Annotated in this window: 11 protein-coding genes; 3 read left to right on the top strand and 8 right to left on the bottom strand. The window is 72.7% G+C overall.

Going from position 1 to position 13,199, the window contains the following annotated elements; translation table 11 throughout:
* Positions 1–22: 22 nt before the first annotated feature.
* On the bottom strand, positions 23–1,483 hold the full coding sequence (locus D7X32_RS08675) for a hybrid sensor histidine kinase/response regulator (RefSeq protein ID WP_120602040.1): 1,461 nt from the start codon (positions 1,481–1,483) through the stop codon (positions 23–25).
* Between the two features lie 174 nt (positions 1,484–1,657).
* On the opposite strand from D7X32_RS08675, the gene D7X32_RS08670 reads away from it, so the two are divergent.
* Positions 1,658–2,617, top strand: a complete 960-nt coding sequence (locus D7X32_RS08670; protein ID WP_120602039.1) for a PLP-dependent cysteine synthase family protein — start codon at positions 1,658–1,660, stop codon at positions 2,615–2,617.
* Positions 2,618–2,621: 4 nt separating this feature from the next.
* Here D7X32_RS08670 and D7X32_RS08665 read toward each other — a convergent pair whose 3' ends face one another.
* The 3 genes from D7X32_RS08665 to D7X32_RS08655 form a co-directional block, all read right to left on the bottom strand.
* Positions 2,622–3,713, bottom strand: a complete 1,092-nt coding sequence (locus tag D7X32_RS08665) for a Rieske 2Fe-2S domain-containing protein (protein WP_120602038.1) — start codon at positions 3,711–3,713, stop codon at positions 2,622–2,624.
* A gap of 41 nt (positions 3,714–3,754) precedes the next feature.
* Complete coding sequence (locus tag D7X32_RS08660) at positions 3,755–4,168, bottom strand: four-helix bundle copper-binding protein (protein WP_120602037.1); 414 nt, start codon at positions 4,166–4,168, stop codon at positions 3,755–3,757.
* 102 nt (positions 4,169–4,270) lie between these two features.
* On the bottom strand, positions 4,271–6,739 hold the full coding sequence (locus D7X32_RS08655) for a heavy metal translocating P-type ATPase (protein WP_120602036.1): 2,469 nt from the start codon (positions 6,737–6,739) through the stop codon (positions 4,271–4,273).
* 301 nt (positions 6,740–7,040) lie between these two features.
* Here D7X32_RS08655 and D7X32_RS08650 point away from each other — a divergent pair, with 301 nt between their 5' ends.
* Positions 7,041–9,095 (top strand): DUF7151 family protein, encoded by a 2,055-nt coding sequence (locus D7X32_RS08650; RefSeq protein ID WP_147450078.1) that lies wholly within the window; start codon positions 7,041–7,043, stop codon positions 9,093–9,095.
* A gap of 10 nt (positions 9,096–9,105) precedes the next feature.
* Here D7X32_RS08650 and D7X32_RS08645 read toward each other — a convergent pair whose 3' ends face one another.
* Both D7X32_RS08645 and D7X32_RS08640 read right to left on the bottom strand, forming a co-directional pair.
* On the bottom strand, positions 9,106–9,684 hold the full coding sequence (locus tag D7X32_RS08645) for an RNA polymerase sigma factor (protein ID WP_120602034.1): 579 nt from the start codon (positions 9,682–9,684) through the stop codon (positions 9,106–9,108).
* A gap of 4 nt (positions 9,685–9,688) precedes the next feature.
* Complete coding sequence (locus tag D7X32_RS08640; protein WP_120602033.1) at positions 9,689–10,267, bottom strand: phospholipase A2 family protein; 579 nt, start codon at positions 10,265–10,267, stop codon at positions 9,689–9,691.
* Between the two features lie 120 nt (positions 10,268–10,387).
* Here D7X32_RS08640 and D7X32_RS08635 point away from each other — a divergent pair, with 120 nt between their 5' ends.
* Positions 10,388–10,852: a tetratricopeptide repeat protein gene (locus tag D7X32_RS08635; protein ID WP_120602032.1), complete on the top strand. Its 465-nt coding sequence runs from the start codon at positions 10,388–10,390 to the stop codon at positions 10,850–10,852.
* A 3-nt stretch (positions 10,853–10,855) separates the two neighbouring features.
* Here the strand turns inward: D7X32_RS08635 and D7X32_RS08630 are convergent, their stop codons facing one another.
* Positions 10,856–12,301 carry a sigma-54-dependent transcriptional regulator gene (locus D7X32_RS08630; protein ID WP_120602083.1) on the bottom strand — a complete coding sequence of 482 codons (1,446 nt, stop codon included), beginning with the start codon at positions 12,299–12,301 and terminating at the stop codon, positions 10,856–10,858.
* Between the two features lie 32 nt (positions 12,302–12,333).
* On the bottom strand, positions 12,334–13,199 hold an 866-nt coding region (locus D7X32_RS08625; protein ID WP_147450077.1), incomplete at its 5' end, for a sensor histidine kinase.

Raw genomic sequence — 13,199 nt, 5'->3', positions numbered from 1 at the left:
AGTCGTCAAACCCGTAGCTTTTTCAGCCTCGCGGCAGACGCACCGTGAAGGTCGTCCCCTGGGCCTGGGTGGAGCTCACCTGCACGGTGCCGCCGTGGGCCTTCACGAGCTGCTCCGTGATGTAGAGCCCCAGCCCCAGCCCCGCGGTCACGCCGCGCTCCCGGTCGCTGCGGCCGGCGCGGCGCCACGCGGCGAAGAGGTGCGGCAGCTGGTCCTCCGGGATGGGCGCGCCCAGGTTGTGCACCCGCAGCACGGCCTCGGACTCCAGGCCCTCCGCGCTCACGCGCACGGGCGACTCCGGCGGGCTGAACTTGAGCGCGTTGGACACCAGGTTTCCCACCACCTGCTCCAGCCGGTCCGCGTCCCACGCGCCGCGCCCGTCGCCGCGCACGTCCAGCAGCACCTCGCGGTGGGGCTGGCTGGCGCGCGACTCCTCCACCGCGCCGCGCACCACGTCGAACAGGTCGCACCGCGAGCGCACCACCGGCAGCCCCGCGCCCAACCGCGCCCGCGCGAAATCCAACAGCTGGCGGATCATCCGGTCCATGCGCTCCGCGCTGGTGAGGATGCGCTCGGTGAAGACGCGCTGGCGGTCGGACAGCTCGCCCTGCCGCTGGAGCTGCTGCGCGGACATGGACAGCGCGTTGAGCGGATTGCGCAGGTCGTGGCCCAGGATGCCGATGAACTGCTCGCGGAAGTCCTCCGCGTTGCGCATCTCCGTGACGTCCTGGCCGGTGGCGATGATGGCCTCCACCGCGCCCGTGGGCCCGGTGGCCGGCGACATCGTGTACTCGAAGTGCCGGTTGCCCCGGTCCGAGGACAGGGAGACACGGCCGCGCTGCACCTGGCCCGTGCGCCGCGCCAGGTCCAGCGACTTCGCATAGGGCTCCAGCTGCGGGTCCAGCACGCGCAGCCCGTCCATGGTCCTGCCCGGGATGTGCACGTGGTGCGAGCCGCGCGACGCGGCCACCGCCTGGTTCGCGTAGATGAGCGTCCCGTCGCCGTCATAGAGCGCGATGGGGTCCGCCGCCGAGGCCATGGCCAGCTCCAGGAGCCGGCGCTGCTGCTGCACCTGGTCGGAGAGGACGCGCACCTCGCGCTCGGCGCGGCGCAGGCGCAGGAGCGCGTGCACCTGGGCCACCAGCTCCTCCGGATCCACCGGCGCCACCAGGTACGCGTCCGCGCCGTGCTCCAGCCCCTGCGCCCGGTCTCCGGGGCCCACCGCCTGCGCGGACAGGTGCAGCACCAGCGCGTTGCGCGTGCGCGGAGAGGCCTTCAGGCGCCGGCAGACGTCCAGGCCGCTCATGTCCGGCAGCCGGACGTCCAGGATGACCAGGTCGGTCTGCTCGTCCGCGAGCGCCAGCGTCTCTGCGCCCGTGCCCGCCTCCAGCACCTGGAAGCCCGACAGGGACAGCACGCGCGACGTGACGTAACGGCTGGCCAGGTCGTCGTTGACGTTGAGGATGATGGGCGCGGAGGGCATGCGTGATGAGAGAACCGTGGCCCTCCTTCGTAATGGCTGGCCCCCGGCGCGCCAAGTGTCGCACGTGGGAAAATGTCTTCTTCGAAGGAACAGCCAGGGGGCCGGGCGTCCGCCGCCGCTCGCTGGCCGACAGGGTGACTCCCACGCTGGCGCGTTTCGCGGTAGGGATGACCCATGCGCCCTCCCTGCCGCCCGCTTCCCGCTGATGGCCGCTTCCTCCAGGCCGTGGGGCCCACGCCGCTCGTGCCCGTGCGGCTGGACCCGGAAGGTCCGACCATCTGGTGCAAACTGGAGTTCCTCAATCCCAGTGGGTCCACCAAGGACCGCATCGCCCGGTACATGCTGGAGAAGGCGTGGCGGCTGGGGGAGCTGTGCCCGGGGGGCGACGTGGTGGAGGCGTCCAGCGGCTCCACCAGCATCGCGATGGCGCTGGCGAGCGCGCAGATGGGCTGCCGCTTCACGGCGGTGATGCCGGAGGGCGTGACGGAGGAGCGGCTCATCGCCATCCGCGCCTACGGCGGCGAGGTGGAGCTGGTGCCGCGCGCGGAGGGCATCCGGGGCGCCATCGCCCGGGCGGCAAGCCTGGCGAAGGAGCGCGGCGGCTACGCGCCCCGCCAGTTCGAGAACCCGGACAACGCGGAGGCGCACCGCGTGTGGACGGGGCAGGAGATATTGGCGCAGGTGCCGGGCGGGCTGGTGCACGGCGTGGTGAGCGGCGTGGGCACGGGCGGCACCATCGTGGGGCTGTTCCAGGCGTTCGCGGAAGCGGGCTGTCCGGTGACGCCCTTCGTGGCGAGGCCCATCGCGGGGCTGGGCTGCGACATCGAGTGTTGCAGCTTCAGCGCGCGCGTGCCGGGCGTGGTGGACGGCCTGTCGAAGCTGTACCGCGAGGCGGACATGCCGGGCCGGGTGGAGCTGGACGTGTCGGATGACCTGGCCATGCGCACCGCGCGGGCGCTCATCCGCCGGGGCTTCCCGGTGGGCCCGTCCTCCGGCCTCAACTACGCGGCGGCGGTGGAGGCGGCGAAGCGGCTGGGCCCGCAGGCCCAGGTGGTGACGGTGTTCCCGGACCGCATGGAGCGCTACTTCTCCACGGAGCTCGTGCAGCCCCGGCCCGCGCCCAAGGCCGGCTGAGGCCTTACGTGCGCATGCGCACGCGCGTCTCGTGCACCGTGTCCGGGGGCGGAGCGGTGCGCTCGCGCTCCTGGGCGCGCATCAGGCGCAGGATGCTGGGCCCCAGCACGTCGATTTCGGTGGAGGCGTAGGCCTCCGTGCCGAAGCGGCGGATGGAGTCCGTCTGCTTCGCCAGGATGCGCGCGTCCTGCCCGAAGATGTGCAGGCCCACCGGCAGCACGAAGGGCACCGCGGCCTTGAGCAGCCAGCGCGGCACGGGCAGCTTCACCGTCACCACCGCGTACACGAGCGTCTCGAAGTCCCCCACCGGCGTCATGGCGGAGTTGACCAGGATGTGGCTCTTCTCCCCGATGCGGTACTCCACCTGCGCGATGGAGGGCATCAGGAAGCGGTCGAAGTGCTGCACCACCTGGCCGCCCGGCGCGAGCAGCCTCCCCACGAGCCCCTTGGGCGCGGGCTCGCCCAGGTACTCCGCCTCCACGCGGTCCGCGCTCCTGCGCACCACCACGTCGATTTCGTTCTTCTTCTCCGGGGTGCGGAACAGGCCGCCGTGGAGGAAGGCCGTGTGCGGCACGTCCAGCGTGTTCTCCAGCACCGCGTGCAGCGACCCGGGCGCGCGCAGCACCCGGCGCACGGTGGTGTAGTCCGCCGCGTCCAGCAGCGGGAAGCGGAAGGGCTCCGTCGTGGGCTCCACGCCGGGCGTGGAGTAGACCCAGACGAAGCCGTCCTGCTCGCGCGTGGCGTAGGACGAGGCGCAGCGGGAGCGGGCCTCGGGTTCCCCCACCAGCCCCGGGATGAGCCGGCACTGGCCCCCGGTGTCGAAGCGCCACCCGTGGTAGCCGCACTCCAGCTGCCCGTCCTTCACGCGCCCCAGCGACAGCGGCACGTTGCGGTGCGGGCAGCGGTCCATCAGCGCCCCGGGCTTGCCGCCCTCGCCGCGGAACAGCACCAGGGGGGTGCCCTGGAGCGTGCGCGCGAGCGGAGTGGCCCCCAGCTCGCGCGACGAGCAGAGGATGAACCAGGAGTGGGGAAGCCGGACGACGGAGATGTGACTGGGGGGCGCACCGGGGGTGCGCCCCTCCTCGCGGGCATTCATGCGCCCAGTCTAATGGGCCCGGGCTTTCGTGCACGCCCCCTTCAGGCGGGCAGGTCGGCGGCGCGCTGGGCGGCCTCCGGATTGATGGGCTGGGGCATCACGCCGCCGCTCATCCTCCGGCAGGACTCCTCGCAGCGGCGGCACGCCTCCGCGCAGGCCTTCATCATCGCGTCATTTCCCATCTGCTCGCAGACGGTCGCGCAGGCGGCGCACACCTCCGCGCACGCGAAGCAGGTGCGCGAGTGCATGTCCGAGCCCCGCATCATGAAGCGCGCGCTCGTGTCGCAGATGTCCGCGCAGTCCATCAGCATCCGGACGACCTTCGGCTCGGCGTGCTTGCCTCCCCGCTTCAGACAGTCCGCCAGCGTCTCCAGGCAGATGCGGTGACAGGCCATGCAGTTCTCGATGCACTCGCGCATCGCTTCCTTGCTTCGCATCGCTTCGGCGTTCGCCATGGTGGGTTTCCTTTCAAGCCATCGGACTTCGGGCCTCATGGTGGACACGCGCCGGTCCGCCACCATCCCGCCCCCCACGGACGGCTGGCCGACAGCCCCGGACTAGAACTTCAGCCGCCGCAACCGCAGGGCGTTGCCGATGACGGACACCGACGAGAGGCTCATCGCCGCGCTCGCGAACAGCGGGCTCAGGAGCAACCCGAGGACGGGGTACAGCACGCCCGCCGCCAGCGGCACGCCCAGCAGGTTGTAGACGAAGGCGAAGAAGAGGTTCTGCCGGATGTTGCGCAGCACGGCCTGGCTCAACCCACGCGCCCGCGCGATGCCTCGCAGGTCGCCCTTCACCAGCGTCACGCCCGCGCTCTCCATGGCGATGTCCGTGCCCGTCCCCATGGCGATGCCCACGTCCGCCCGCGCCAGCGCCGGGGCGTCGTTCACGCCGTCGCCCGCCATGGCCACCACGCGTCCCTGGGCTTGCAGCGCCTTCACGGCGTCACCCTTCGCGTCCGGCTGCACGCCCGCGATGACCTCCGTGATGCCCAGCCTGCGCGCGACCGCGTGCGCCGTCGTCGGGCTGTCACCGGTGAGCATCACCACGCGCAGGCCCTCGTCCCGCAGCCGCGCCAGGGCCTCCGGCGTGGACGGCTTCAGCGGATCCTCCACGCCCAGCAGCCCCGCCGCGCGGCCGTCCACCGACACCAGCACCACCGTCTGGCCCTCCTGGCGCAGCGCCTCCGCGCGCTCCGTCAGCGCCTCCACCTCCACGCCCAGGCTCCGCATCAGCGCCGCGTTGCCCAGCGCGACGTCGCGTCCGTCCACGCGGCCCCGGACGCCCTGCCCTGGCACGGCCTGGAAGTCCTCCACGCCTCCCGGGGCCACGCCGCGCTCCCTTGCGCCCGCGGCCACGGCGGCGGCCAGCGGGTGTTCGCTGCCACGCTCCAGGCTCGCGGCCTGGCGCAACAGCGCGGATGCGTCCACGCCCGGCGCGGGCTCCACCGTCACGAGGCGCGGTTTGCCCTCCGTGAGCGTGCCCGTCTTGTCCACCACCAGCGTGTCCACCGCCGCCATCCGCTCCAGCGCCGCCGCGTCGCGGATGAGCACGCCCATGCGCGCGCCCTGCCCCGTCCCCACCATCACGGACATGGGCGTGGCCAGGCCCAGCGCGCACGGGCAGGCGATGATGAGCACCGCCACCGCGTTCACCAGCGCGTGCGCGAGCCTCGGCTCCGGTCCCCACACTGCCCATACCCCGGCCGTCGCCACCGCCACCGCGATGACCGCGGGCACGAAGACGCCGGCCACGCGGTCCGCCAGCCGCTGGATGGGCGCGCGCGTGCGCTGCGCTTCGGCCACGCGCTGGACGATGCGCGACAGCAGCGTGTCCTGGCCCACGCGCTCCGCGCGCATCACCAGTGTTCCGGTGCCGTTCACCGTGCCGCCCGTCACCTTCGCGCCCGGGCCCTTCTCCACCGGCACGGGCTCTCCGGTGACGAGCGACTCATCCACCGCGCTCGCGCCCTCCAGCACCTCGCCGTCCACCGGCACCTTCTCACCGGGGCGTACGCGCAGGCGCTGTCCCAGGTGCACCTGGGACAGCGGCACGTCCTCCTCGTGGCCGTCGTCAGCAATGCGCCTCGCCGTGGCGGGTGCCAGTGACAGGAGGGCCCGCAGCGCGCCAGACGTCGCGTGGCGGGCGCGCAATTCCAACACCTGCCCCAGCGCCACCAGCGTGAGGATGATGGCGGCGGCCTCGTAGTACACGGGCACGGTGCCGCCGTGCCCCGTGCGCGCGCCGTGCGGCAGCAGGTGCGGGAACAGCGTGGCCCCCACGCTGAAGACGTACGCCGCTCCCGCGCCCAGCGCGATGAGCGTGAACATGTTCAGGTGCCGGTTGCGCACCGACGCCCAGCCCCGTTGGAAGAACGGCGCCCCCACCCACAGCACCACCGGCGTCGCCAGCGCGAACTGCGCCCACACGAGCGCCGAGGGCGACAACGCGCGCCGCACCGGCAACATGTCCGACATGCCCAGCAGCATCAGCGGCACGCTCAACGCCAGGCCCACCCAGAACCTTCGCGTCATCGAACGCAGCTCCGGATCCGGCGGTTCCTCCACCGTCACCGTGCGCGGCTCCAGCGCCATGCCGCACTTCGGGCAGGTGCCGGGCCCGTCGCGCACCACCTCCGGGTGCATCGGGCAGGTGTATTCGACGCGCGTCTGGAGGGCGGGCGGCGCTTCGGGTTCCAGCGCCATGCCGCACTTCGGGCAGGCCCCTGGCGCGTCCTGGCGCACGTCCGGATCCATGGGGCACACGTACACGGCGCCCGGCGCGGCGGACGGTGGCGGCGTCCGGGGCTGGAGGAAGTGCCGGGGGTCCGCCTGGAAGCGCTGGCGGCACTTCGGACCGCAGAAGAACCAGGTGTGGCCCTCGTGCTCCCAGCTCCCGCCCCGGGGCGCTCGCGGGTCCACCTCCATGCCGCACACGGGGTCGACGGCCGGCCCTTCTCCGCCCGGAGCGGGCAGGGGCCGGGGTGAAGGCGGAACAGGGGGATGCGGATGGGGATGCGTCATGGTGGAGCCTCCTTTCCCCGGGCCAACGCGGCACCCGGCGCGCTCTTACACACATGCGTCATCCCCCCTCCCGGCGCCCCCTGAGCCGCCCGCGCTCCTTCCACTGGAAGGCGGGGCACCAGGCGGGCCCGGGGGTTTGTCCGCGAGGGGCCTTTTCCGGTAGGAGGCGGCACTGGCAGCCTGGAGTTCCAGGGGCTTGCGCGTCCGGCCGCATGGGATGCTCCGCGAAACAGCCTGGAAAATCCCCTCGCTCCGTATGGCCAGGGGAGCAAGGTCGGGGCCCGACCAGAGAGGGCATCGAATGCGACGCATGTGGGGGACGTGGGGGGCGGTGCTGGCCCTCCTCGCCGGCGGCTGTGATGCCATCGACCTGTCGGACATCAGCCGGCGCGACGCGAAGATCCGGGTCCGTCCAGAGCCTCATGGCGAGCACTGTGAGTTCGGCGGGGAGGCGGTGCTGTCCGGCCTGGACCTGGACCGCGACGGGGAGCTGGACGACTCGGAGGTCACCGCCACCGACTACGTCTGCGACGCCGCCATCCCCAAGGTCCGCACCCGCACGCAGGCCGAGCCCCACGGTGAGAACTGCACGCTGGGCGGAATGGCGGTGCTGTCCGGCCTGGACAGGGACGGCAACGGACAGCTCGACGACGCGGAGGTGACGCTCACCGACTTCGTCTGCGCCACCTCGGTCGCCAACGTGCTCCTGCGCGTGCGGCCCGTGGCCCCGGGCACGCCAGAGTGTCCCCTGGGCGGACAGGTGTCACACGCCGGCCATGACGCCAACGGCAACGGGCTGCTGGAGGACGAGGAGATTTCGCGGGAGGTGTACGCCTGCGACGAGCCGGCCCCCGTCCTGTCCCGCCTGCGCTCGCTTCCGGCCTTCACCGCGCCGTGCGACGGCGACGACAGCGGCGGCACCGCGGTGGAGGCGGGGCTCGACCTGAACGGCGACACCGCGCTCGCGATGTCGGAGGTCGAAGCCACTGCCTACGCCTGCGGCCTGGAACCTTCGGACCTGAAGGTCTACCACGATGGCGAGCCCGCGGGGCCGAACTGCGCCCGGGGTGGCACCCGCGTGGACACCATCCAGGACCGGGACCGCGATGGGGAGCTGGACAAAGGCGGCTTCGCGTCCACCCTGTACGTGTGTCAGGGCGCCCGGGTGCATGACGGGACCTTCGTGGTGGCCAGCGCCGTGGACCTGGTCGCGCTCGAAGGCGTCACCCACCTGAGGGGCGAGCTGATCATCTCCGCGCCCACGCTCGCGGATGCCTCCCTCCCCTCCCTGGCGGTCATCGAGGGGAGCCTCACGGCGCGGGGCAACGCCAGCCTGCGGCGCCTGTCCCTGCCCGGCCTGCGCTTCGTGGGCGGCGACGCGGCGGTGTATTCCAACGCCCGGCTGGATTCGCTGACGCTGGGCACGGCCTCGGACGCCCTGGTGTGGGTCGAGCGCAGCCTGCTCGTGGAGGACAACCCCATGCTCCCCACGCTGGAGGGGCTGGCGGCGGTGCAGCCTCGCGACAGCATCTCCCTGCGCGCGAACAACGCGCTGGTGAATCCCGGCCTGCTGCCCCATGTCACCGTGCTCCTCGGGTCGCTGATCATCGAGGACCATCTCCGGCTGGACCGGACGCCCTTCGTGAACCTGTCCCAGGTCCACGGCGAGGTGCGCCTGGCGAACAACTCCGCGATGCCGGCCCCCTCCGGTCTGGATCAGTTGACCGACGTGGGCGGCACCCTGGAGCTGCGCGAGAACGCAGTGATGGATCGTCTCCACCCGCTGGGCCGGCTCGCCTCCGTGGGCGCGCTGGTCATCGTCAGCAACCCCCGGCTGCCGGACACGGCGGGGCTCGACCGGCTCTCCTACGCGGGCCGCATCCACATCCAGGGCAACAAGGAGCTCTTGAGCGTGGGGGACATGCCCGCGCTGGAGCAGGTGACCGAGTCCTTCTCCGTGAAGTACAACGAGAAGCTCCAGCGCGTGCACCACCTGCCCTTCCTGCGCAGCGCGGCCACGGTGGCCGCCGTGGGCAACCCCGCGCTGACGTCCCTGGAGGGCCTCGACCGGTTGACCCGGCTGACCACCCTGGAGGTGCTGGGGAACGCGGCGCTGCCGGACCTGGGCGGACTGGCGCTGCTGCGCGAGGTGGACTTCCTCAGCCTCCAGGGCAACGCGGCGCTCACGGGCTTCGGCCTGACGGAGCTTTCGCGCGTGTCGCTGGCCTTCGTCGTCGTGGACAACCCGAAGCTGCCCACGTGCCGGGCCACCGCGCTCGCGGCGGGCGTGTTCACGGGCGACCCGGTGACGGGCGTGAACATCGACATGAACGACGACGCGGCGACCTGCCCCTGAGCGGTCCGCCTCAGCGGCGGGGCTTGCAGGAGCAGTCCAGGCAGCCGTGCGCCGCGCACGCGCCGCAGCCCCGCTCCAGCGAACGCTTGAGCGCGAGCCGCGCGCGGTGCAGCCGCACGCCCGCGTTGTTGGGCGTGATGCCCACCTCGCGCGCCACGTCCGGCACCGCCCGCCCCTCCAGGTCCACCTGGCGCACGAGCGTCGCGTACTCGGGCTTGAGCGTGGGCAGCAGGTCCGTGAGGCACGCGCACACCGCGCCCTTGAGCTCCAGGTCGCCGGTGGCGGCGTCCGCGTCGCGGGCCTCCACCTCCAGCGCGCGTCCTTCCGCGGCCTGCCGGCGGTGGTGGTCCACGAGGGCGTTGCGCAAGAGGCGGTAGAACCACGCCACCGCGCCCTCGCCGTCCTTCAGCGCCCCGCCCTTCTCCAGGGTGCGGGCGAAGGCCGTCTGGAGGAGGTCCTCCGCGACGGCCCGGCTGCCCACGCGCCGCTCCACGAAGGCGAGGAAGCGGCGCTGATGGGCCAGGAGCGCCGCCACCACGTCCTCGCGGTCCGGGGGCAGCCCCGCGTCTGGCCCTTCAGCAGCGTCCATGCGGCTACGGAGGGCCGTAGCCCTGCACGCGCGAGTTCAGCTCCACCGCGGTGGCGTAGATCTGTGCCCACGCGCGGTACTTGAACTTGGCCATCGTGCCCTTCTGGTCGTTCGCGTAGTCGAACATGTCCTTGCGGAACTGCGCGTCCGCGGCCTTGCGGGCCTCCGGCTTCAGCGGCGTGCCCTTGCGGTCGTAGTAACGCAGCAGGTCGTAGCCGTAGTCGTGCGTCTTGGCCGCCGGGTCGAACTCCTTGTCCGGGCCAATCTTGCCGGGGACGGAGGCGTAGCCGAGCGGATCCTGCATGCGCTGGCCGTGCGGCGTCTGGATGGCGTAGGGCTTGTAGCCCATGACCTGCTCGAAGTCCGCCGGGGGCGGGCGCGCGCCGGTGAGGTACTCGCTCATCAGCTTGCCGTGGTCGCCCGGGGGGGCGCCCGTGACGGCGCCCGTGCGCTGGGCGGCGGCGGCGCCACCGGAGGAGAAGGAGTCCTTCACCACGTTGCGCGCGGTGGGGGCGGGACGCGCGGCGGTGGACTCCGTACCGGAGGTCAGCGGCTGGCGGACGGGCGTGTTGCGGATGATCATGGGGGGCCTGGGGGAGAAGTCTTCTCGATTTTTCGGAAACCGCCTCCCCAAAGTTGCGGCCCCCCGCCCAAAGTCGCGCAGAATGCGTGCAACGCACCGCGTGGTGCACTGGAGGACACCGTGGGAAACTACCTGTATTCCGAAGGAATCAAGGAACTGCGCGCTGGCAACTTCGAGAACGCGCAGCGTCTGGTGGAGCAGGCGAAGAAGCAGGGGGACGCCACCGTGGAAGAGCTCCACGCCATGGCGTTCGCGATGGACGGGCACGGCCAGCGCGGCTTCGCCACGGAGCTCCTGCAGGAGGCGCTGAAGCAGCAGCCCTCCGCGGTGGAGCCGGCCTGTGTCCTGGCCATGTTCCACCTGGAGAAGCAGGAGGATGATCAGGCCGCGGCCGTCCTGAAGCCCGCGCTGGCGGCGGCTCCGGACCACCCGAAGGCGAACCTGTGTATGGCCATGGCGCTGGCGAAGACGGAGGCCGCCAAGGCCCGGACGCACGCCGCCAAGGCGATGAAGGACACCGACGCGGACGTTCGCGCGCAGGCGGAGGCGCTGGACAAGGTGCTCTCGCAGCACGAGCCCCGCTAGGCCTCAGTCCCCGCGCTTGAAGTCCTCCGTGCGGACGCCGTAGCGCTTGAGCAGGCGGTGCAGGCTTTCGCGCTCCATGCCCGCGCGCTCGGCCGCGTGGGTGACGTTGCCGGAGAACTCCTGCATCAGCGCGGTGAGGTAGTCGCGCGACACGGCGTCGCGCACGCGGTCCACCGCCTCGCGGTAGGGCTGCTTCGCCAGTGCCTCCGCCGGCAGCGGTCCCGGGGCCGCGGGGGCACGTGGAGCGCTGAGCTCGGGCGGCAGGTCCTCCGGGGTGATGCGGGGGCCCGCCGCCACCGCCACCGCGCGCGCCACCGCGTTCTGGAGCTGCCGCACGTTGCCGGGCCACGGCGCGGCGGTGAGCGCCTGGAGGGACTGGGGCGTGAAGCCCTCCAGCTCCGGCCGGTTCGCCGCGGCGAGGAAGTGCATGGCGAGCAGCGGGATGTCCTCGCGGCGCTCGCGCAGGGCGGGCATGCGCACCGTCATGCCGTCCAGCCGGTAGTAGAGGTCCTCGCGGAAGCGACCCCGCGCCACCTCCGCCGCGAGGTCCCGGTGCGTCGCCGCGACCACGCGCACGTCCACCGTCACCGGCGTGGTGGTGCCCACGCGGCGGATCTCCTTCTCCTGGAGCGCGCGGTTGAGCTTCACCTGCACGGGCAGGGGCAGGTCCCCCACTTCGTCCAGGAAGAGCGTGCCGCCGTGGGCCTCCTCGAAGAGGCCGGTCTTCGCGCCGGTCGCGCCGGTGAAGGCGCCCTTCGCGTGGCCGAAGAGCTCGCTCTCCACGAGCTCCGCCGGCAGCGCGCCGCAGTTCACCGCGACGAAGGGCCGGTCGCGGCGCGGGCTCTCGCGGTGCAGCGCGCGGGCGGCCAGCTCCTTGCCGGTGCCCGTCTCGCCGGTGAGCACCACGGTGAGGTCGCGGGAGGCCACCTGCGCGAGCAGCGCGTGCGTCTTCTGGAGCGCGGGGCTGGTGCCGCGCAGGCCGTGGAAGTCGGGCATGCGCGCCACGCGGGCGGCGAGCCCTTGTGCATCACGGCGCTGGCGCTGGCGCTCCAGGGCGCGGGCGACGACCAGGGCCACCTCGTCCGGGTCGAAGGGCTTGGACAGGTAGTCGTACGCGCCTTCCTTGATGGCCTCCACGGCCTTGGGAATGCTCGCGTAGGCGGTGACGAGCACGACCTCCGTGTCCGGCGCGCGCCGCTTCACCTCGCGCAGCACCGCGAAGCCGTCCGCGCCCGGCATCTGGATGTCACTGACGACCACGTCGAACGTGCGCGCGGAGAGCAGGGCCAGGGCCTGGACACCGTCGGGCGCGGTCGTCACCGCGTACGCGTCGCCCAGGATGCGCGCGAACAGCTTGAGCATGTTCTCCTTGTCGTCCACGACGAGGACCGAGGGGCGCGCATCGGGCAGCGGCTTCCCGCCGCGCAGGTCGTGGGCGCCGGTTTCCATCTCGCGCGCTTCGGGCGTCTGCTTCACGTCGCTCATGCCGCCGCCTCCTGTTCATGCGACGGCGCGGGCAGCGACAGCGTGAAGCGCGCGCCGCCCAGGGGCCCCGTGTCCACGTCGATGCGGCCTCCGTGCGCCTCCGCGATGGCCTGGCTCACCGCGAGCCCCAGCCCCGTGCCGGAGAGCTTCGTCGTGAAGAAGGGCTCGAACAGCCGCGCCCGCGCCTCCGCCGTCACCCCGGGCCCGGAGTCCGACACCGCCACGCGCGACGCTCCCTCCGCGTCCACCGCGATGCGCACCTCCACGCGTCCGCCCTCGCCCGCCGCCTCCGCCGCGTTCTTCACCAGGTTGAGCAGCACCTGCCGCAGCCGGGGCGCCTGTGCCCACGCGGTGCCCTCCCCGAGCACCGCGACCGACACCTGGGGCCCCACGCGCGTGGACTCGCGCAGGCGGGAGACGACCTCCTCGCACGCGTCGCGCAGCGGCACCGGCTCCAGCGGTCCGCGCCCCGGACGCGCCAGGTCCAGCAGTCCCTCCACGATGTCCTGGCAGCGCACCGCCTCCTCCTCCACCACGCGCAGGTCCTCCGCGAGCGCGCCCTCCGCCCGCCGCTGCAACAGCCGCACGTACCCGAGGATGACGCCCAACGGGTTGTTGATTTCGTGCGCCACGCCCGCCGCCAGCCGGCCAATGCCCGCCAGCTTCTCGTGCTGCACCAGCCGCGCCTGGTGTTCCCGCAGCGCCACCGTCATGCGGTTCAACTGCGCGGCCAGGTGCCCCAGCTCCCCCGGGTCATCCTCCGGGATGCGCACGTCCAGGTCCCCGCGCGCCAGCCGCGCCGCGCCCTCCGACAGCCGCGCCACCGGCCGCGCCACCGAGTTGCCGATGTACACCCCCACCC

The organism is Corallococcus carmarthensis, from assembly GCF_003611695.1.
Taxonomy (GTDB): Bacteria; Myxococcota; Myxococcia; order Myxococcales; family Myxococcaceae; genus Corallococcus; species Corallococcus carmarthensis.
This window is presented reverse-complemented; position numbering and strand designations above follow the sequence as displayed.

Bases quoted from the DNA above. Each gene is read 5' to 3' on its own strand.
- D7X32_RS08675 (WP_120602040.1), bottom strand. From the start codon at position 1,483: ATGCCCTCCGCGCCCATCATCCTCAACGTCAACGACGACCTGGCCAGC.
- D7X32_RS08670 (WP_120602039.1), top strand. From the start codon at position 1,658: ATGCGCCCTCCCTGCCGCCCGCTTCCCGCTGATGGCCGCTTCCTCCAG.
- D7X32_RS08665 (WP_120602038.1), bottom strand. From the start codon at position 3,713: ATGAATGCCCGCGAGGAGGGGCGCACCCCCGGTGCGCCCCCCAGTCAC.
- D7X32_RS08660 (WP_120602037.1), bottom strand. From the start codon at position 4,168: ATGGCGAACGCCGAAGCGATGCGAAGCAAGGAAGCGATGCGCGAGTGC.
- D7X32_RS08655 (WP_120602036.1), bottom strand. From the start codon at position 6,739: ATGACGCATCCCCATCCGCATCCCCCTGTTCCGCCTTCACCCCGGCCC.
- D7X32_RS08650 (WP_147450078.1), top strand. From the start codon at position 7,041: ATGCGACGCATGTGGGGGACGTGGGGGGCGGTGCTGGCCCTCCTCGCC.
- D7X32_RS08645 (WP_120602034.1), bottom strand. From the start codon at position 9,684: ATGGACGCTGCTGAAGGGCCAGACGCGGGGCTGCCCCCGGACCGCGAG.
- D7X32_RS08640 (WP_120602033.1), bottom strand. From the start codon at position 10,267: ATGATCATCCGCAACACGCCCGTCCGCCAGCCGCTGACCTCCGGTACG.
- D7X32_RS08630 (WP_120602083.1), bottom strand. From the start codon at position 12,301: ATGGAAACCGGCGCCCACGACCTGCGCGGCGGGAAGCCGCTGCCCGAT.